We start from the raw sequence: 21,978 nt of genomic DNA, 5'->3' as shown, positions 1-21,978 counted from the left end.
AAGTTTTGTTCGTCGGTCAGTCGCCATAAAAACTGCTTGATAAAAATATCATCACGAGTTTTACATTCGGTATTAATTTCAAATTCGAGGGGGTTAGCTTCAAAAAAATAAGGGGCAAATAAAAAGCGCCTGCGGCTGCGCGATCTGACGTAGAATGGGTCGAATAACATGATGCTAAGTCCTTTTTAAGAATTGACTCACTTTTCAATTTTTTTTGATATTTGAATACTTTCTCTACATTCAAAATATCACGGGTAACTAAACAATTATCACCTTGCCTGATTAGTGATGAATACATCCTACCAAAGTATTATTTCTCTCACTAATTTGATTTCGTGAACCAGTTTGCAATTATTTATTTTTTAAGGTGCGTTTCACTCATGTTAACGTATGTGATAGAGCGGTTCCCTCTCTCCGTTTTAATTAAAAGTTTTTGATGATTAGCAGGCAAACTAAAACCACTAAGATTTTAGTTAGACTAACAAGGTTGCAAATCCTTTTAAAAATTTGAATATTTTTTACATCCAAACTAAATCAAGCAAGTTAAAGCGCTAAAAAACTTCAAGTTTTTCCGATAACAAAAATAAAAAAGCCCTCAAGATAAGGGCTTTAAATAATTAATCATTCACTATTTCAAAAGTAAATTCTAAAACGGAATATCATCGTCAAATGAATCATCAAATCCAGAATCCATTGGCGCTTGTTGCTGAGGTTGCTGTTGCTGCTGCGGTCTGTTTTGGTTCATACCTCCACCCATTCCCTGATTCATACCGCCACCGCCTTCTCCGCGACCACCTAACATTTGCATTACGCCACTAAAGTCAACCACAACTTCTGTGGTATAGCGGTCTTGTCCTTGTTTGTCTTGCCATTTGCGGGTTTGTAATTTTCCTTCAATATAAACTTGTGAACCTTTGCGCAGGTATTCTCCGGCAATTTCAGCTAACTTGCCAAAAATAGAGATACGGTGCCATTCGGTCTTTTCTTGCATTTGTCCAGTATTTTTATCTTTCCAGCTTTCACTGGTTGCAAGATTTAATGTGGTTACCGCGCTTCCACTCGGGGTATATCTGACTTCGGGATCCTGACCTAAATTTCCGATTAAAATGACCTTATTAATACCTCGGCTAGCCATTTGGGTAACTCCTCAATTATCTGTGAATTAACGATAACAGATTAAAATCTGTACAAAAAAATCTAAGTTAACGCCTACTATATTTCTCAAGGCTCTTCGGATCAAGCTGCTTTTTATCAACTTTCAGGTAAACTGCGCCTGCCTCAGGTAGTGCAACGGCTTCGGAAACGCCTTCAATTGCTTTTAATTCAGCCACTAAAGAAGGAAAAGCGTCTTTTGCTACATCAGGCATAGTGAGCGTGTAAGCACTTACTGCAGGCGGATTATTTAATCCCAGCAGCCAAACCGCCCAAATCAATGCCATCACCGCACCTAATAAGTATATGCCATTGATACCATAAAATTGCATTACTAACCCAGCGGCTGGCCCTCCTAAAAAGGCCCCTAAAAACTGCGATGTTGAATAAACCCCTAAGGCGGTTCCTTTGCCAGATAAAGGCGCAATTCGAGAAATCATTGAGGGAAGCAACGCTTCTAATAGATTAAATCCGGCAAAATAAAGAATCATTGCCATAACAACAATCCAGATGGACATTTCAAATAACCCAAACATTAATTGAATCAATCCAATCAATAAAACGCCCGCCAGCATTACTCGGGCATGTTGCCGGTTTTTCTCCGCATAAATAATGAAGGGTAGCATTAAGCATACTGCGCCTAGCATGGTGGCTAGATAAACCCAGCTATGTTGCGCTAAGTCGATACCCAGATTCTGCAGCCGCATAGGAAAAGCTACAAAGAAAGCCGTGAGTAAAAAGTGCAGGGTAAAAATGCCAAAGTTTAGTCGCATTAACTGGCCATCATTAAAAATACTGGCAAACTGCTGTTTGTTGGCAATCGCATCGCGCTGAATAAATTGATGCTCAGGATTGGGGGTTAAAAAATAGATAACCAATATAGCTAACACGGCTAACACGGCAATTGCCCAAAATACGCCACTGAGTCCGAGCCAGCTGGTCAGCCCCGGTCCAAATATCATGGCGATTGCAAAAGCACCGCCAATACTCATACCAATGCTGGCCATAATTTTAGTGCGCTGTTCATCGCGCGATAAGTCGGCAGCCAAAGCCATCACCGCACTGGCAATTGCGCCGCAACCTTGTAGCAAACGGCCAATAATAACGCCGTAAATATGGTCACTTAAGGCCGCAACGACACTACCTAACGCAAACAATAATAGACCCGTCATAATAATGGGTTTACGCCCAAAGCGATCGGATAGCCAACCAAACGGAATTTGAAAAATTGCTTGCGTCAGTCCATAAGCCCCAATGGCCAGGCCAATCAGTGCCGGCGTATAGCCGATTAAACTTTGACCGGCCAAACTGAAAACCGGCAACAACATAAAGAGTCCTAACATGCGTAAGGCAAAGACACTGCTTAATGTAATGGCGGCTTTTTTCTCGGTTGAATTCATCCCCGAAGTACTATTCATGCTTTTCTAACTTATTAAACTTAATGAATTTATTGGCTATATGTATGATTTAAGCTGATGATTTTATTGCCCTTGACCAATCAACCAATTGCCTTTTGATATACCAAACCATTCAATCAATTTAGTCATACTCTCTAACAACTAGTCTTTGCGCTTAACCTTGGTTAAGCGTTATTATGCTGGGCTCATTTTTCAAGGCGGATATTACACTAGATAGCTCATGAATCATATAGAAGTGCGCGGTGCAAAAACCCATAATCTAAAAAATGTTGATGTGACCTTACCCAGAGATAAGCTGATAGTGATTACCGGGTTATCGGGTTCAGGCAAATCGTCGTTGGCATTTGATACACTTTACGCCGAAGGTCAACGGCGTTATGTAGAGTCGCTGTCAGCTTATGCACGTCAGTTTTTGTCATTAATGGAAAAGCCCGACGTAGAGCATATCGAGGGGCTTTCTCCCGCCATATCAATTGAACAAAAATCGACCTCACACAACCCGCGTTCTACGGTCGGTACAATTACCGAAATCTATGATTATTTGCGCTTATTATTTGCGCGAGTCGGCACCCCCCATTGTCCAGAACACCACACCAAGCTAGAAGCACAAACCGTTAGCCAAATGGTTGACCATACGCTTTCATTACCCGAAGGCAGTAAACTTATGTTACTAGCGCCAGTTGTCAGAAATCGCAAAGGCGAACATGTACAACTATTCGAGGAACTTCAGGCTAAAGGATTTATTCGTGTGCGTGTCAACAGCAAAATTTATGAACTCAATGATGTACCCAAGCTAGAGTTACATAAGAAACATACGATTGAAGTTGTCGTTGACCGCTTTAAGGTTAGGCAAGATCTCAAACAACGCCTGGCAGAGTCATTTGAAACAGCTCTCGAACTGGCCGATGGATTAGCGACCGTTGCCTCGATGGATACCAAAGACAACATGGAAGAACTGTTGTTTTCTGCTAAATTTGCCTGTCCGCAATGTGGTTATAGTTTAGCAGAATTAGAACCTCGCTTATTTTCATTTAACAACCCGGCTGGCGCTTGCGTTACTTGCGACGGTTTAGGCGTGGATCAATTCTTTGATGCCGATCGCATTGTGGTTAATCCTGAAATATCGCTTGCTGGCGGCGCGATTCGCGGCTGGGATCGACGCAATGTCTATTATTTTCATATGCTCAATTCAATTGCCGATCATTACGACTTTGATATTGAAATGCCATTTAATCAATTATCGGCCAAACACCGTAAAATTATTTTATTTGGTAGTGGCAAAACAAAAATCGAATTTACCTATGCCAATGATCGTGGCGATATTATGACACGCAATCACACCTTTGAAGGTGTAATCCCAAATATGCAACGACGTTATCGCGAAACCGAATCAATGGCGGTGCGCGAAGAGCTGCAAAAATATATGGCAACTCAACCCTGTCCCTCTTGTCAGGGTAGTCGTTTAAGAGAAAGTGCCAGAAATGTCTTAATTAAAAATAAAAACCTGCCGACCTTAACTGCACTGTCGATAGAAGATGCTTTTAACTTTTTCAACAAACTAAAACTTCCCGGTAAACGCGGCAAAATTGCCAGTAAAATTTTACTCGAAATCTGCTCACGTCTTGAATTTTTAATGAATGTTGGGCTGGAATATTTATCAATGGATCGCAGTGCAGAAACTTTATCGGGTGGCGAAGCACAGCGCATTCGACTCGCCAGCCAAATTGGTGCCGGATTGGTTGGGGTGATGTACGTACTCGATGAACCCTCTATCGGCTTACACCAACGGGACAATGAGCGCTTGTTGAAAACCCTCATTCATTTACGCGACTTGGGCAATACCGTCATTGTGGTTGAACATGATGAAGATGCCATTAGAACTGCCGATCACATTCTCGATATTGGTCCTGGTGCAGGGGTTCATGGCGGTGAAATAGTTGCTGAAGGTAAATTAAAAGATATTTTAAAAAATAAAAAGTCACTGACCGGTCAGTACTTGTCTGGTAAACAAAAAATTGAAATTCCCATACAGCGTACACCTGCAAAAAATAATCAGTTTTTAACATTAAAAGGGGCAACCGGTAATAATCTGCAAAGCGTCGATTTAAAACTGCCCATTGGCATTTTTACCTGTGTAACCGGAGTTTCAGGTTCAGGCAAATCAACCTTAATCAACGATACACTTTATCCCATTGCAGCCACTCAATTAAATAATGCAACGACCCTTTCACCTTCGCCCTATGTTGAATGTGAGGGAATGGATCATTTTGATAAAGTGGTCGATATTGATCAAAGCCCAATTGGCCGTACACCACGCTCAAATCCAGCAACTTACACCGGCATATTTACGCCAGTAAGGGAGTTATTTGCAGGCACACAAGAAGCACGCTCTCGGGGTTATAAACCAGGACGGTTTAGTTTTAATGTTAAAGGAGGACGCTGTGAAGCTTGTCAGGGAGATGGAGTCATTAAAGTTGAAATGCACTTTTTACCCGACATTTATGTGCCTTGTGATGTCTGTAAAGGCAAACGGTATAACCGCGAAACACTTGAAGTCACCTATAAAGAAAAAAATATTCATGAAGTTTTAGAAATGACCGTTGAAGATGCGCGCGAGTTTTTCGATGCGATTCCAGCCATTGCACGTAAATTACAGACTTTGATTGACGTTGGTCTTGCTTACATTCGATTAGGGCAAGCTGCCACAACACTTTCGGGCGGTGAAGCCCAACGAGTTAAATTATCTCGCGAGCTCAGTAAGCGAGACACAGGAAAAACTCTATATATATTAGATGAACCAACCACTGGCTTGCACTTTCATGATGTTAAACAATTGTTAAGTGTACTGCATCGCCTGCGGGATCATGGCAATACCATTTTAGTTATCGAACATAATCTGGATGTCATAAAAACAGCCGACTGGATTATCGATTTAGGTCCCGAAGGTGGTAATAAAGGCGGTCAGATAATTGCCGAAGGAACGCCTGAAGACATTGCTCAAAATAAAAAGTCACATACGGGCCGATTCTTAAAAGATATTTTACAAGCAGGATGATTCAACCACCCAAGCAAACAGTTTTGGTAATCGGCTATGTGTGGCCCGAGCCAGCATCGTCAGCTGCTGGCGCGCATATGCTGTCACTCCTGAAGTTGTTTCGTCAACAGAACTGGCGGGTCATTTTTGCCACACCTGCACAAACCACAGAGTTTCAGGTCGATTTAAGCAGCTTACAAATTGAAACTGCAAGTATTGCGCTCAATGACAGCAGTTTTGATGAATTTGTTAAAGCCCTTAACCCTCATATCGTGTTATTCGATCGTTTTATGATGGAAGAGCAATTTGCCTGGCGGGTCGAACAAAATTGTCCCGAAGCATTGCGTATTTTGGATACCGAAGACTTACAGTGTTTACGCAATGCCAGACAAACGGCACTCAAGCGACAACAGACACTAACAGTAGAACAAACACTCACGGCAAAAGATTTATGCAGCGATTTAGCCAAACGAGAAATAGCTGCAATTTTGCGTAGTGATTTAAGTCTGATTATTTCGGATTACGAAATTGACTTACTGACTAACTATTATCGTGTTGATAATGCCTTGTTACATCACTTGCCTTTTATGTTAGATTTATCGACCCTGCAATCAACAATCAATCACTGGCCCAGTTTTCAAGAGCGCCAGCATTTTATTACTATCGGAAATTTCAGACACGCCCCTAACTGGGACAGCGTCCTTTATTTGAATCAAATCTGGCCGCAAATTCGCCAACAACTACCACAGGCAGAATTGCATATCTATGGCTCATATGCCCCCAAAAAAGCAACCGCATTACATAATCCAAAAAATGGTTTTTTAGTAAAAGGTCGAGCAGATGATGTACAGCAGGTTTTAACACAAGCCAGAATCTGCTTAGCCCCACTACGATTTGGTGCAGGTATAAAAGGCAAACTCATTGATGCCATGCAGGCAGGTACACCAAGCATTACCACGAGTATTGGTGTTGAAGGCATGATGCAAAACGAAAAAAACAACGACGAGCAAAACAAGCTTGGCCAAAACAAACCAAACCAAAATAAAGATGCTCAAAATAAGAATGTTCAAAATAAAGAGACGCAAACCAATAGCGCAACTCAATGGCCTGGTCTGGTTGCCAATAGTCCACAAACGATTATTCAACACGCTGTTTCTCTTTATCAGAATGAAGCGCTATGGTCGGCCAAACAACAACAAATTGAGCCATTACTCACTCAACGCTATGATGCACAAAAGCTCGGACCGCAATTAATCGACAAAATCAGGCTGCAACAGCAAAACCTGTCGGAGCACCGCTTGCAAAATTTTACCGGTGCGATGCTCAGACATCACAGTTTACAGAGTACACGCTATCTTTCTCGCTGGATTGAGCTAAAAAATAAAGTCTAAATACACACGTTTAAAAATTCAAAATGAAAGATTTAGGTGTAGGTGTAGGTATAAAAAAGAGCCAGTATTTTCTGGCTCAGATTAAATATTGAATGGCAATAAATTGAATGACAATAATATGCTATTGAGCAGCCAGTTTTTGTTGTTCGGCATATTCTTCAACTTGCCTCCACACACGCATCACATTGCCTGATAAAATTTTGGCAATATCCTGCTCAGTGTAACCACGCTCACTTAATCCTTGAATTAAATTCGGGTAGCTAGCAACATCTTTTAGGCCATTTGGTAAACTGTCACCAACACCATCATAATCAGATCCAATACCCACATAATCAATACCAACCAATTTAACCACATGATCAAAATGATCAAGGACATCATTTAATGTCGCATAAACATAAGGATTTTTTTCACGATAGGCTTTGCTAAATGCTTTAACTTCATCGCTGTAACGTTCGACATTATTCTCTTTAATAAAGTCTTCTCTTGCCTGCTTAAAAGTATTCCAGTGTTCAATTGATTTTTGAGAAACAAATCCCGAACCAAAGTTAATTTGTATAACACCGCCATTTTTAGCCAGCAATTTAATCATATCGTCACTCATATTACGTTCAAACCCTGGTGTAAAATGACGAGCAGAAGAATGTGATGCAATAACCGATGTTTGACTGATTTTCATCACTTGATAAAACGCCTCATCTGAAATATGGGAAACATCAATCATCATTCCAATGTCATTCATCGCCTTAACCAGTTTTTTACCAAACTCGGTTAACCCCTTGGCAGGCCGATTTTCATCATAAGAAGAGTCCGAAATATGATTGGCTTTTGAGTGTGCCAAAGTAATATAACGAATACCTCGGTTAAAAAAGTATGCCAGATTTTCCAGTTTGCCTTCTATTGGACTACCATTTTCCATGCCCATGGGTAAAGAAATGATGCCTTGTTTAAAATTGTTCATCACATCTTTTGTTGAATAAGCTAAGGCATATTTATCAGGATTGGCTTTGACTAACCCTTCAACAATATCAATTAGCTCATTAGCTTTTTGATAACTACCACCTTTTTCTTCATATGAGGCAGGAATAAAAATTGACATAAAAGGAGCATCTAATCCCCCATTAACAGCACGCGGGTAATCAAAATCACCATGTGGGGTTGCGTGCGCCACATCTTCATACTCACTATCCAGTCGAAATGGCACGTCAATATGAGTGTCAACAATGATATATTTTTTAGCCAACATCTTTGCTTGTTCGGCATCAAGTGGCTGAATAGTTTTTGCTTGCAGATTTTTCTGCTGTACGCTTTCTGCTTGCGTACTTTTCAACGGTGATGACTGCTCACTTGATACTTGCGCAGGACTGGCAGACTCATTTGACTTATCCTGACAGCCAGCTAAAAATAACGCGGAGCAAATCGCAACAACTGAACCTTTAACCAGCACTGAATTGACAAGCGCAGAATTCAGGCAGAAGTTTTTTAATTTCATTATTCTTCCCCAATATTATGCTAAAAATGTTGATACTAACAAGATGAAGTGAAAATCAGAATCGGAAATGCATCACTTATGGATACACTTCTTATTATTTTTCATAGATTGAGTTGCTACTTTGCCTTTGTCAAAATTAAAAGTCAAATATTAGCCGGGTGAAATAAAAATATTGCGATAACTTTTAGATACTAAAGCAAATATAATTGCTGCATCAAACCTATCCAGTATGAAATACCCACTACTTTATGCGCACTATGACGCGCGATCTGATGCAAAACATTACGTATGACATCATGCATAACCTCATGCATTTTATCTATTTAATTATTCATATGGATAATATTGACTTAAAGAAGATTCGCTTTAATATCAGGCTTCCGTGCCTGACATTTGTCATCTAACATCTTAAACTGGGATAATTTGAATACGTGTTTAGCAAACTATTATGGCTATTCGGTTTCGCCGCGCAATGCCAATAAGGCGAGCGCACAGGAGGCTTTACGTGCAGCCGCAGTGCTGGTTAAACTGGTTAACACAATCGGCACTTCGGCGCCTAACACAATTCCGGCCATTTTAGCCCCGGAAAATAAAGCCAGTTGCTTAAATAGGATATTACCTGCTTCCAAACTTGGCACCACCAAAATATCAGCCTTACCGGCAACCTGAGAGCGGATCCCCTTTATAGCGGCCGACTCTTCCGATATGGCGTTGTCAAAAGCCAGAGGACCATCTAAAAACGCTTCAGTAATTTGTCCCCGTTCTGCCATTTTACAAAGTGCTGTTGCATCAAGTGTTGAAGGAATTTCTTCATTCACCGTTTCAATTGCTGACAAAATCGCCACTTTAGGCAAACCAAATCCCAATTTAACGTATAAGTCGATAGCATTTTGTACAATATCAACCTTTTGCGAGAGATTCGGAGAGATATTAATTGCCCCATCGGTGACAAACAATGGGCGAGGATAATTCGGTAAATCGAGCATCATCACATGACTCATGTGGCGATTAGTACACAATCCTCGTCGCTTAGACATTACCTCGTACATTAACTCTTCGGTTTGCAGTTTGCCCCGCATTAACGCTTCGAGATGCCCTTCTTTAACCATTTTAACCGACTGCTCAGCAGCAGCATGACTATGGGGGGTTGATACAATCTCAAAGCCCGACAAATCAATATCAACTGATTCCGCAGCCGCGCGAATTTTATTCTCGGGACCAATTAATACTGGTTCGATCAGCCCTGCATTTTTTGCCTCATTCACCCCTATCAAACTCAAACCATCAGCAGGATGCACCACACCAATTTTTAACGGTTGCAGAGTTTGATCTTTGGTTAATTGCAAAATGCAATGATCGTCATGTTTGTCTTCATCCTTAAATTCAATGATTGGTAGTTTTACTCGCTTACGCTTTATTTTAGCAGTTGGTGCAATAACTTGGGCTTCACCAATAATCACTTTTTCACCTAATTGATTCAAACAGGTGCACTCAAGTGTGAGACGTTTTTTCTCTTCATTTTTTTCAATCACGGTAACTTTTGCAGTTACCGTATCACCAATAGCGACCGGTTTAATAAATTTAAATGTCTGACTTAAATAAATAGTACCGGGACCAGGTAATTGAGTGCCAAGCACTGTTGAAATTAGAGATCCGCCCCACATACCATGCGCTATAATTTTGTGAAACATTTCATTACGAGCAAAACTTTCATCAAGATGTGCCGGATTGACATCACCCGACACTAGCGCAAACAATTGGATATCACGATTTGTTAGTGTATGTTCAACTGCTGCCGAATCATTTATTTTTATTTCATCGAAGGTAATATTTTCAATTAAATCTGTCATTTTAAGCCGCCATGATGTTTAAACCGGCATCAATAAAATAAGTCCCACCGGTAACCAGTTGCGATTCATCACTTACCAGAAAACGGGCAAAGTGACCTACTTGTTCGATATTGATTGCACTATGTTCTGGCGCCTTCTCAATGGCATGAGAAATCAAATGCTCAAATGCTTCAATACCACTCGCTGCGCGTGTAGCAATAGGGCCAGGAGATAACGCATTGACGCGAATTTTTTTATCTCCAAGTTCAGCCGCAAGATATTTAACACTCGATTCTAATGCCGCTTTACACAACCCCATAATGCCATAGTGCTCAACTACTTTTTCTGCGCCGTAATAACTCAGCGTCAATAAGCTGCCACCTTGCTTTGCCATTAAAGGCTCAGCCATATGTGCTACTCGAATAAAAGAATGACAGGAAATATCCATTGCTTTTAAAAATCCATCTCGAGACGAATCTGTTACACGCCCATGTAGGTCTGCTAAAGGGGCAAACGCAATGGCGTGAATAACAAAGTCAAGTGTACCCCACTGTTGCGTTATCACACCAAACAAATCATTAAGTTGTGAATCGTCAGACATATCTAATGGGGCAATGATTGGTGCATGAATGGTTTCGGCCAAAGGTCGTACATATGGTTCGGCTTTTTGATTTAAATAGGTTACGGCAATATCTGCACCAGCTGCATGCAAAACTTTGGCGCATCCCCAGGCAATAGAATGTTGATTTGCAATACCCACAATCAGTCCTTTTTTGCCCTTCAAACTCGATAGACCTTGCTCATTCATATTCAGCATTCCTAAAGTCATGTTTTCTCAAAAAATATTATTAAAAATCTTTAAAATAAAGCATTAAAAAAACGCTAAAATTAACTAACCAGCCAACACTTAAAACACTTTACGGCTAAAGCAGCTTACTATTGAAAGCATTAATTATTAAAATTACAGCGTGCACAGATGACATTTTGATTACACCAGCACAGCAACAAAGCCTTTCAGCCACATTAGTCTTTTCACAAAAACATCACTCATCAGTCAACAAAAAAACAAACAACTAAAAGGAGAAAAAACGAAATCAAAACACATCTCAAATAAAAAAACAAAAAATCAAAAACGAGATAACCAAATAGTAATTTATCTTTAAAGCAGAAAATTTATGAAGACAAAATGACAATTCAAGTTAAGCGTCTAAAAACATGATTCAAATCAAGTCAAACCAGCACAACTATCATACAAGTGTCATATTCAAGCACTAATCTAAAAATGTTATACATTAACAATTGAATTAAACTTCTAAGGGAGCAAACAACAATGAACGATAAGCTTTTTGAATCTTTTTCTGAGCAAACCAAAGCGTTTTTTCAACCATTAAAACAAATGAACCAGACTTTTGCTTCACAACTTGAAAAGTTAACTGAGTTTCAGGTTGAGTCTATTAAAACTTATTCTCAACTTGGCATCCAACAATTAAAATCAGCAGCAGAAATCGAAGATGCCAACACATTACAGGACTTTGCCAAGAATGAAATGGAATTTATGACATCAATCAACCAGCGCATTATTGATGATGCGCGCCGCCTCACTGACATAGGGCTTCAGTTTAAATCTGAAATTGAAGAGTTATTAAAGGACAATATTAATCAAGCGCAAACAGATAAAAAAAGTGATAAAGCAAAATCAAAAACTACCGCTACCGCATAATAATTAACAGGCGTTTAACAATAACGCTATAAATTATTATTTGCTATTGCTGTTTGTTATTTAAATTTCAAACGTAAAGCGAGTCAGCAAGACTACCCCCAATACTTTAATCCTAATGATTTAAGTATTGGGTTTGGTTGTTGATAATTGAATATATTAATAATGACTAACCTATCAAAAATAAAGAGATCGTCAAATGGACACCGTGAATAATCATGATGAAAAGGTTACCAACGCCTTTGAGAGCAATATGGAATGGATGAATTCATTTTATCAGCTAGCCAACCAGTGGACGAATCTGGTTATTGAAAACGCTAAATCATCGCCAATTTTGGGCGAGGGTCCAATGCAGGCAATTTGTGAAGATTACCTAAACGCAATTCAGCCAATATTAAAAGCCCCACTTGAACAGCCCGAGCAAGTGTTAAAACAACAAGCCGCACTTTGGGAAAAACACAGCCAATTATCACAGAATATTTATTTAAAACTGACTGGAATTAACCCCGAGCCTTTGCCAGTTGCTCAACCAGAACCCGGTGATAAAAGATTTGCAACTGAGCAATGGACTGAAAATCCACTGTTCGATTATATTAAGCAGTCATATTTGATTAATTCCGCTTTTTATATTGACTTTATTAACAGTCTGCAAGAAATTGACGATATCACCAAAGAAAAATTGCTATTTTTTGCCCGACAATGGATTAGCGCAATATCGCCGTCTAATTTTTTATTAACTAACCCTGAAGCACTGATAAAAACACTACAAACTGGTGGTGCAAATTTGCTGAGTGGGCTAGACCAACTACAAAACGACATTAAACAGAGTATTGATACGCTAAATATCAGCATTACTGATAACTCCGCATTTAAAATTGGTGAGAACCTGGCTGCGACCCAGGGTAAAGTAATTTTTCAAAATCGATTGATTCAACTGATACATTACTCACCCGTCGGAGAAAAAGTTTATCAACAACCCATGCTAATTGTTCCCCCGTGGATCAATAAATACTATGTGTTAGATTTACGTGAAAAAAATTCTTTTGCCCGTTGGTTAGTTAACCAAGGCTATGATACTTTTATGATTTCTTGGGTAAATCCTGATGAGTCATACAAAGATGTTGGTTTCGACGACTATATTCAAGAAGCCATAATCGAAGCGCTGAACCAAATTGAAAAAATAACTGAGCAATCTAAAATTCACTGTATTGGTTACTGTCTGGGAGGAACATTGCTTGGCGCAGCAACCGCATATTTGCAACAATCAGGTGATAACCGTATTCAGTCAACAACTTACTTGGCTACGCTACTCGACTTTACTTATAAAGGTGAGATTGGCATCTTTATTAACGAGTCCATTTTAAACGCCATCGAAAAAACCATGTTAGCTCGCGGAGTTTTTGACGGACGGGCAATGGCTGTTAGTTTTAATTTGCTGCGAGAAAATGAGTTGTATTGGAATTACTTTGTTAATAACTATTTAAAAGGCGAAAAACCCTCACCGTTTGATTTGCTGTATTGGAGCTCAGACAGTACCAATATTCCAGCCAGACTCCATCAGTTTGTATTACGTAAACTTTATTTTGAAAACGCATTAGTTCACCCAGGCGAAGTGGTCATTCAGGGAAAAGGATTGGATTTGAGTAAAATAAACACGCCATCCTATTTTATTTCAACCAAACTCGATCATATTGCCAAATGGGAGTCTTGCTATTTAGGTGCACGTCATCACGGTGGCGATGTCCGTTTTGTATTGGGTGAGTCGGGTCATATTGCTGGCATTATTAATTCTCCAGAAAAAAACAAATACGGTCATTGGCTAAACCAAATTGATTCACTGAATATGGCGCCTAAAGAGTGGGTAAAAAATGCAAAAAAAGTTGAAGGTTCCTGGTGGTTAGATTGGGCTAAGTGGATGCAAGAACGTAATAATCAACAGGTAGCTGCACGAATCCCAGAACAAGGCCCCAACACGGTGATTGAAGATGCGCCTGGCTCTTATGTTAAACAGCGTTTAAGTTTAATGTAATTTGTGATTTGTAATTTGTGATTCAATAGACTTTTTTAAATTTAACTAACATTTTATTTTTTCAGATTTTAGGCTACGCAACAATTATTAAATAACTTGATTCAATGTTTCGTAGCCTTGAGTCATTTAGTCCATTAAACTGTTTTATTTTTTGTCTGGTTCTTATTCCCAAATATTTTAATAGGTATGCTGTCCGCCATTAATCGACAAATTAGCACCGGTAATATAAGCCGCATCATTCGATACTAAAAATGCAACGGCGGCGGCAACCTCTTCTGCTTCACCAAAACGCCCCATTGGTATTTCTGCTAAAATTTTGTTACGCACTTCTTCGGGAACTGACATAATCATATCCGTTGCAATATAGCCCGGAGAAATTGTATTGACAGTAACTCCTTTGCGCGCAACTTCAAATGCTAATGATTTAGAAAACCCATGCATTCCCGCTTTAGCTGCTGCATAATTGGTTTGACCAAATCGACCACGCAACCCATTCACTGAGGATATATTAATAATCCGTCCAAAGCTTCTTTCAACCATGTCTTGTACCACGCGTTGTGTCATCGTAAATACGCTGGTAAGGTTGGTATCCATGACCGTTTGCCATTGGTCAAATGTCATTTTTTTGAAACTTGAATCCTGGGTAATACCAGCATTATTCACCAGTATATCAACAGGTCCAATTGTTTCGCGAATATTTAAATAGCACGCCAAGCATGATTCGGGATCTTTTAAATCCGCATAACTGATGTCAATTAAAAATCCCGCTTCGCGCTGCTGTAATTGCCACAACTGTGCTTTTTCATGATTTCCACGATTAAAATATCCAGCAACAACACGATAACCTTCCTGTGTTAATCGGCGAGATATTGCGGTTCCAATACCGCCAGTTCCACCTGTAACCAATGCCACTCTTTGATTCATTTTTTATCTCCATTGATGTAACAACTTGAAAAAAAACAAGCAAAATTTAATGTCTAATATTAGAAGTTAAATATGGCAAAAAGATGTCAAAAAAGACGCAGTTTGACTTTATAGCTATATCTATAGTCAAGCGTGTAATTCGCTGGTCGTTTACGTATAAAAAGCATTTATTTTTTATCTTTAGAATAACTATGACAATAAACGAGTTTATTAAAGGAAAATATATTGCGAGTAAATCTGTTCAAAATATTAAAGGATGGAAAGCATATTTGAACTCAAAAATCTTGCTCAAATATAAACTGACAGCCACCACTAAAAAACGGGCAGCTGTCAAGTCTTGATTATTGCACTTAATAATATATTAACACTTACTTAAGTTTATTTTTTATTTTCTGAACCTTCTTGATTAAGCGCTTTGCGACGCGATTCGTCCATAGCTTTGTGTAAAGCATCGCGTGCACTTTGCGGTAATATTATTTCCTTAACACCAATCAGCTCATCACTTTTAGCTTGAAGTTCTTTTAAACTTAGATATTTATCATTGTCTTTAGTCTTGTCTTTAGACGTCAGCAATAGATGATTTTTCTTAGTTTGTGCTTTTTCAAGTCCTGTAATGGTTTTTAAGTTAGGGTACTTAACATCTGTTGGGGAATGAGCCCAACGCACATGATAGTTAGGTTCTAATAAAAACTCATTGTAAGTATCATATTCGTTTTTCACATCATAGTTATAGTAGTGATAAAAGAATGTTAGATAGCCCCAATCATCGTAATCCCACAAAAAGTCAACTTGTCCATCATGGTTGACATCAAGCGGGCCAACATTATTATCAATGTTTCCATCGCAATTGAGATCTAACCCTGCTGATAATAAACCTTCAGAGATTTCCGTTTCGTCAATTTTAGGTTGTAAACCATCAGAGAAACCAATATGGAAGTCAGCGGGATCTGATCTTAAACCATGAACTAAATTGCCCCAGGTATTATTGTCAGGATGAGTTTCATTCAACCGATCTGTACAGGCATAATCTAATTTAGGGTTACGCCATAAGTAATAACGCTCTCTGACCATAGTGTCAAAGTCAATATCAGCAAACTTATCTGTTGGGCCACCTTGCAATTGGAATAAATAGTTCATTGCACTTGGGTAGTTCAATTTAAAGTTACGCGCTCTATCATCTGGGAATCCATCATGGCTTAAACCAAATATATGACCTAGTTCATGTACCATGGTTGAAGCATGAGCATTGATCATCATATTTTCGTTTTCAGGCGTATCGTCGGTAAAGCCCCAGCCGGTGCCTCCCATTGACAGGTACATATAGCGATCAAATAGATCTGGCGCTTGACCTGAAGAGCCTCGGTTTGCTCCGCCTTGAGAGTTGGCAAATAACACATAGTAGAAAATATGTTCACGTTCCTTATTATTAAAGAAATACTTAGGCATGACATCTTCATCCATACCTGGAACCTTTATTTCTTTACCATTGTAGTAATCTGTCCAACGAGCTAAATGGATATATTCCATAAATGGAATGGCTTGTCCTCCACCTAAGTCATAGTCACTTGGATCAAGTCCTGGTGCTTGGTCGAACTTATCACCAATATCAAAATGAATATGAATATTCCTCGCCGCAAAGACTTCTTTTACTCTATCAAGAACTTTACGCTTAGGCTCAGTACCATGGTCAATGATTTGATTACCATTGTCATCATAGACATAGTTACCGTCATAATCTTTGAGCGGGTGCTTATCCATCCAGTCAACTTCAATAAACAAGTCAAGCTGATTTTTTCTAGCTCCCCAGTTATACAAAGGCATGGTATAGAAGGTTTTACCGGGTTCTTCTGCACAGTCAGGGATCCCATCAAAGTCAGCATCAAGATTTAAATTATCACAAGACGGTTGAACTGGATGTTCAACTGTTGGATTGTTTAATGTTAAGTCGAAAGAAAATACTGCCTTACTTCCGTCTGTTGCTGTAGCAATTGCTTTAATAGTATCCGTGTTAGTATCACGTGCTCCCCAGTGTTTATAACTATATTCAAACTCTTTACCAAACAGATTGGGGTCAGAATCAAAAGATTCACTACGGTCACCTATTCGAACATTACCGTAGGTTGGCGCGCAAAGCTTCAACTGATAATCTGCTGATACAGAAGTTCCACGTATTCTGATCCAGCCTTCATAATAGTTTTCCTCGACATTATTGGTGAAGGTATACATACTAATTTTAGGATCATCAGTCGGTGTATCGGCTAACTTGCAGTCTGGATCATTCGGATCCGTAGTACCTGAACCACCAACTCCGCCATTACCCGAATCTTGACCTTCATTACCTTTTGGTGGCGTTGTACTTACCACAAAGTTAACGTCTGAGAATTCAGAATCAGTATGTAAAGTCACATAGCGATAACCTTGGTTAGCAGTAACCTGAAGCGTTTGATCGTTACCAACTAGATCCGACTTATATTGATAATCGGTATTAGTCGCCCAAGTATCAGCATTATAGTAAATGTCTACGTCGCCTTTACCACCTGAGGTTGTAAAGTATAACTTAGTGTTATCTTCGGATACATGCACATAGTATGAGTATCTACCAGCAGTATCTTTGTTAACACACTCTGTTTGATCATAGATTAAGCCACCGCCATCATTAGTTGTTGCACCACAGCTTACAGGTTCATCCGGTATTGTTGATGAGGTTATTGAAACTGTGTAGTCCTCGACTTCACCATCACCGATATCACCACAAGACGAGCTCGCTTCGCCATTATATTTCATGGCAATACGCATACGTGTGGTTACATTAGTGTTTGCTGGAATGTTGATAGTTCCGTTAGCAACCCCTTTAGCTGATAGGCCAGTTAATACCGTTTCACCTGCATCTGTAAAATCGCCATCCTGGTTATAATCAATCCAGATTTTCCAGTATTCGGTGTAACTGCCGCCGGGTGTTAATTTAATCGCATTACTACCGCTGACTAAATTAATGGTTTGGGCTGTGAAGTCACTATAATCACCGTCACCGGACGGGTTACTGAAACCATTTGACTCAATATTGGCTATCCATTCATAACCGCCGCCGCCGTTGGCTGCACAATAACCAATGGTTGGCTCATCTGTAATGGTAACGTTTGCCGTTGAGCTACCGGTCGCACCTTTATCATCAGTAACAGTCAGGTTAACAGTGTAGTTACCCGCTGTTGTATAGGTATGACTAGGAGTGGCTCCGGTGCCACTGTTATTGTCTCCAAAAGTCCATTCATAACTGGCGATAGAACCATCAGAATCAGTCGAACCAGTGCTATCGAAAGTAATACTTTGACCTACTTTTCCAGAGTATGGACCATTGGCTTTAGCAACCGGTGGTTTATTTTCTCCAGTACCAGTGCCTTCGATTTTGACTGTGTAGTCTTCTGTTTCACCGTCACCAAAATCACCACACGGAGATGCAGCTTCACCATTGTACTTCATGGCAATACGCATGCGAGTGGTTACATTGGTATTGGCAGGAATATTAATGTTTCCATTAACGGTATTTTTACCTGACAAATTGCTTAACACGACTTCATTGGCATCTTCAAAATCACCATCTTGGTTGAAATCAATCCAGATTTTCCAGTGTTCGGCGTAAGAACCACCTGCAGTTAATGCAATTGCATTATCGCCACTCTTTAGATTGACGGTTAGATTGGTGAAATCGGTATAAGGCGTTGCGCCATCACTTGGGTTTGAAAAGCCATTGACTTCAACATTTGAGATCCACTCGTAGGTGCCACCACCACTTGAAGTACAGTAGCCGACTGGAGTTCCATCTTTAACTGTCACTGTCGCTGTAGCCGTATCTGTTAAACCACCGATGTCAGTTACGGTTAGAGTAACTGTATAATCGCCTGCAGATGCATACTTATGTCCGGGGCTAGGGCCAGTTCCCGTATTACTATCACCAAAATCCCAGGCATAAGTTAACGCTTCGCCTTCCGGATCATTTGAACCGTTGCTGTTGAATACTACTGTATCACCTAGGTTAACAACGTAAGGACCGTTCGCTTTGGCTGTAGGTGCCTGGTTTGTTGCCGCTTTAATATTGATAGAGTGACTAGTGGTGTTTGTTGCGCCTTGATTATCAGTAACTGTTAACGATACGTTATAAGTTCCGGCTTTAGTAAAAGTATGATTGACTTTTGCACCACTGGCTGTACCGCTATTGTCACCAAAGTTCCATGAATAAGAAACGACAGAGCCATCAGAGTCAGATGAACTTGAACCATCAAAAGCAACTGCTGTTCCTACATCACCTGTAGTCGGTGCATTAATGTTGGCCACGGGATCAACATTTTCTCCATTTGAACGACAGCCTGATGTATTAAAATCAACAGCAATGGTTGTTCCACCTTGACCTGATACACCTTTTAGTGAAATGTAATTCCAATAGTCAGGGAGATTTCTTAGATAGATACATTCGTTGTTACCGATATTAGTCGATTTTGCTGAATAATCAGTATCTGTAGGCCAGCCATTCTTCTTAAAGTATAAGCTAATGTCACCTTCGCCATGTGCAGTGGTGATTGCAATACTTCTAAAGCTATTAGCTTTGGCAATGTTGAAAGATATAGTGTCGTCCGTATCCTTACCGGTACATATTGGAGTGCCTGCTTTAATTTCTCCTTCGGTAACTTTGGGTGAACCCGAAGCACATGCATCTACCATTGCTGGTGGTGGATCACCCGGTTCAATATTAATTGTTACTTCAGCGGTATCTTTGGCTGTTTCACCAGCATCATTGGTTACTGTCAGGGTGGCGGTATAGCTGCCCGCTAACTGATAAGTATGCGTAGGTGAGTGGAAGTCTTTTGTTGTGCCGTCACCGAAATCCCATTGGTACTTAGTAATTTTATTATCTAAATCAAAAGTGCCTGCACTACTAAAGTCAATGCCTTGACCTTCTTTTGCGGTGTAAGGACCATTGGCTTCAACAACAATTAGATCAGGTTGATTGGCTCGAACATTAACAACAAAGTTTTGTGTTGAGCTAGCGCCACTATTATCAGTAACCGTCAAACTCGCGTTATAAGCACCAATAGAACTGTAAGCGTGAGTAGGGTTGGCAGCACTGCTGCTATTGCCATCACCAAAGTCCCAGGCATACTGAGTAATTTCACCGTCAAGATCAACAGAGTTTGCACTGCTAAATTGTTGGTTTTGTGAGGCTTTAATATTGTATGGTCCATTAGCACTTGCTGTAGGAGCAATATTACCGCCGCCTTGGCCTGATACACAGCTGACATCTGCATCCCAGCCTTTTGTGCGTGCTTTTACATTGGAATGAAAAACAAATGTTAAAGCACCAGCTGAATTGCTTGCCGAAATTGAGCCAGGAGAATTATTACCACAGTATGAACCAATTAATGTACTGTTTTCATCGAGTCCATCATAGATTTTTAAACTATCAAGATCACAGTTACTATTATTCTCTAAAACAAACTCATTAAAATTAACTTTAACTGCTGAGTTGGTTTTATTTGGTAGTAGCACTAATTTATGATCTTCGCGATTACCGTAAGCGCCAGCGTTACCGGCATGATTATTACCTGAGTCATAAAATTTAGCACTACATGAACGAGCAACATCGTTACGCATGACGATATCATTACTAACCGTAATATAATCGTTTTTAGTAACGGTGTTAGAACTTGAGCCATTACTGACGGTTAGTGTTGCTGAATAAGTTCCGGGTGTATTGTAAACAATTGTAGGAGGATGCTGGCCGTTATAGGAACTTGGCGTTCCGCCAGGAAAGTCCCATTTCCAACTGGTAATGTTGCCTGATTCTGCTTCGGAAACATCGTTAAATTTAATTCTGCCGCCGGGCACCAGGCTATTTTTTTCAATATTGAAAAGTGCACTTACCGATTGACCGACAACACCTGTTGCTTGCAAGTTAGCTTGTGTGTAAAGGTTATTACGACCTGCAACCGAGCTATTCATTGCATTGTTCATGCGTTGGCCTTGCCCAGTGGTAAACATTGAAGTACAGGTACCGTAATCCATATAATTTTGAGTATTAGAAATAGTTCCTTTTATACAAGGTGACCAGACTTTGTCACAACCACTACCTGTTTGAGTTGGCGGTGTATCAGAGACACCGTCTCCAGGTTCTGCACAGTAGTTTTGGAAAGTGTGTGCAAGGTTAGCCCAGTGTCCAATTTCATGGGTTAATATTTTCCAGTGGGTTGGTGTTGCTGTACCGGTACGACCGATTGCCCAGTGTGAACTAATAACGCCATCGAGTGCTTTAGTTTTATCTTCATTAACTTGCGATGGGTAGAATGCCCAAGCGGAGCCTGATTGACCACCGGCACTTCGAACCACATAAATATTTAAATATTTTTCTCGCGGCCAGGCATATTTGGCTTTCATAATTCCGTCCGAAGCGTCATTAAATTGAGTCACTTCGTCAGGTGCGTAATGCCTGGTGATTCCGTCTGTTGGATTTCCATCGGGATCTAACCGAGCGAGAACAAAACGCATTCCAATATTGGCATAGCGATCTTTAAACTCATCAAAAATTAAATCTTTGCGCGGATCATTGCCATTATAATCTTCGTTAAGTTGATTAATTGATTCCTGAATTTGAGCATCTGTAATATTTTCCACACCACCGGCATGAACAATATGGAAGACTACTGGGATTGTGTAATTGGCTGCAGCAGCTGATTGAGTATTGATGGACAACATCTGATTCAATTTTAGCTGAGCTTCATGAGCTTCATACTTAGCCTTTATTTCCGGATGTTTTTTATAAAGTGCTTCATGGGCATGCTCAACGCCACAGGACAATCGTTCGTCCTCTAGTGTTATTGCAGATGATGCGCCACTTAAAACTGATAGTGCGGTAAGCCCCATTAGTTTTTTTAGTTTATGCACTTTGCTGTTTCTGAGGTTATGCATTTTTCCTCCTAACAATTTTTTAAAGTAGGACTTCTCTT

The 21,978-nt window shown here is 40.0% G+C and carries 11 protein-coding genes; 4 read left to right on the top strand and 7 right to left on the bottom strand.

What is annotated here, in order from left to right; all coding sequences use genetic code 11:
• Nucleotides 1-646 precede the first annotated feature (646 nt).
• A complete protein-coding gene (gene ssb, locus ABVT42_RS16340; RefSeq protein ID WP_367024109.1) occupies nucleotides 647-1,135 on the bottom strand; it encodes a single-stranded DNA-binding protein in 489 nt (162 codons plus the stop codon).
• A gap of 67 nt (nucleotides 1,136-1,202) precedes the next feature.
• Nucleotides 1,203-2,570, bottom strand: coding sequence for an MFS transporter (locus ABVT42_RS16335; RefSeq protein WP_353896832.1), 1,368 nt, complete (start codon nucleotides 2,568-2,570; stop codon nucleotides 1,203-1,205).
• A 220-nt stretch (nucleotides 2,571-2,790) separates the two neighbouring features.
• Between ABVT42_RS16335 and uvrA the strand changes: the two genes are divergently transcribed.
• Together uvrA and ABVT42_RS16325 are read left to right on the top strand one after the other, a co-directional pair.
• The gene (uvrA, locus tag ABVT42_RS16330; protein WP_353896833.1) at nucleotides 2,791-5,625 is read left to right on the top strand and encodes an excinuclease ABC subunit UvrA; all 2,835 of its coding nucleotides are present in this window, start codon (nucleotides 2,791-2,793) and stop codon (nucleotides 5,623-5,625) included.
• Nucleotides 5,622-6,995 carry a glycosyltransferase gene (locus ABVT42_RS16325; RefSeq protein ID WP_353896834.1) on the top strand — a complete coding sequence of 458 codons (1,374 nt, stop codon included), beginning with the start codon at nucleotides 5,622-5,624 and terminating at the stop codon, nucleotides 6,993-6,995. The genes uvrA and ABVT42_RS16325 overlap by 4 nt, the downstream gene beginning before the upstream one ends.
• 121 nt (nucleotides 6,996-7,116) lie before the next feature.
• Here the strand turns inward: ABVT42_RS16325 and ABVT42_RS16320 are convergent, their stop codons facing one another.
• The 3 genes from ABVT42_RS16320 to fabI all read right to left on the bottom strand — a co-directional run bounded on the left by ABVT42_RS16320 (nucleotide 7,117) and on the right by fabI (nucleotide 11,124).
• A complete protein-coding gene (locus ABVT42_RS16320; RefSeq protein WP_353896835.1) occupies nucleotides 7,117-8,487 on the bottom strand; it encodes a dipeptidase in 1,371 nt (456 codons plus the stop codon).
• Between the two features lie 452 nt (nucleotides 8,488-8,939).
• Nucleotides 8,940-10,337: a bifunctional enoyl-CoA hydratase/phosphate acetyltransferase gene (locus tag ABVT42_RS16315; protein WP_353896836.1), complete on the bottom strand. Its 1,398-nt coding sequence runs from the start codon at nucleotides 10,335-10,337 to the stop codon at nucleotides 8,940-8,942.
• A 1-nt stretch (nucleotide 10,338) separates the two neighbouring features.
• On the bottom strand, nucleotides 10,339-11,124 hold the full coding sequence (gene fabI, locus ABVT42_RS16310) for an enoyl-ACP reductase FabI (RefSeq protein WP_353896837.1): 786 nt from the start codon (nucleotides 11,122-11,124) through the stop codon (nucleotides 10,339-10,341).
• Between the two features lie 522 nt (nucleotides 11,125-11,646).
• Between fabI and ABVT42_RS16305 the strand changes: the two genes are divergently transcribed.
• Nucleotides 11,647-12,036 (top strand): phasin family protein, encoded by a 390-nt coding sequence (locus ABVT42_RS16305; protein WP_353896838.1) that lies wholly within the window; start codon nucleotides 11,647-11,649, stop codon nucleotides 12,034-12,036.
• A 196-nt stretch (nucleotides 12,037-12,232) separates the two neighbouring features.
• Nucleotides 12,233-14,062: a class I poly(R)-hydroxyalkanoic acid synthase gene (phaC, locus tag ABVT42_RS16300; protein ID WP_353896839.1), complete on the top strand. Its 1,830-nt coding sequence runs from the start codon at nucleotides 12,233-12,235 to the stop codon at nucleotides 14,060-14,062.
• A gap of 177 nt (nucleotides 14,063-14,239) precedes the next feature.
• Here phaC and phbB read toward each other — a convergent pair whose 3' ends face one another.
• Together phbB and ABVT42_RS16290 are read right to left on the bottom strand one after the other, a co-directional pair.
• The gene (gene phbB / locus ABVT42_RS16295) at nucleotides 14,240-14,986 is read right to left on the bottom strand and encodes an acetoacetyl-CoA reductase (protein WP_353896840.1); all 747 of its coding nucleotides are present in this window, start codon (nucleotides 14,984-14,986) and stop codon (nucleotides 14,240-14,242) included.
• Between the two features lie 378 nt (nucleotides 14,987-15,364).
• A complete protein-coding gene (locus ABVT42_RS16290; protein WP_353896841.1) occupies nucleotides 15,365-21,940 on the bottom strand; it encodes a PKD domain-containing protein in 6,576 nt (2,191 codons plus the stop codon).
• Between the last annotated feature and the right edge of the window lie 38 nt (nucleotides 21,941-21,978).

The sequence above is a fragment of the Aliikangiella maris genome (assembly GCF_040719265.1).
GTDB classification, from domain to species: domain Bacteria; phylum Pseudomonadota; class Gammaproteobacteria; order Enterobacterales; family Kangiellaceae; genus Aliikangiella; species Aliikangiella maris.
The sequence above is the reverse complement of the archived record's forward strand: the minus strand, read 5'-3'. Positions and strand labels throughout refer to the sequence as shown.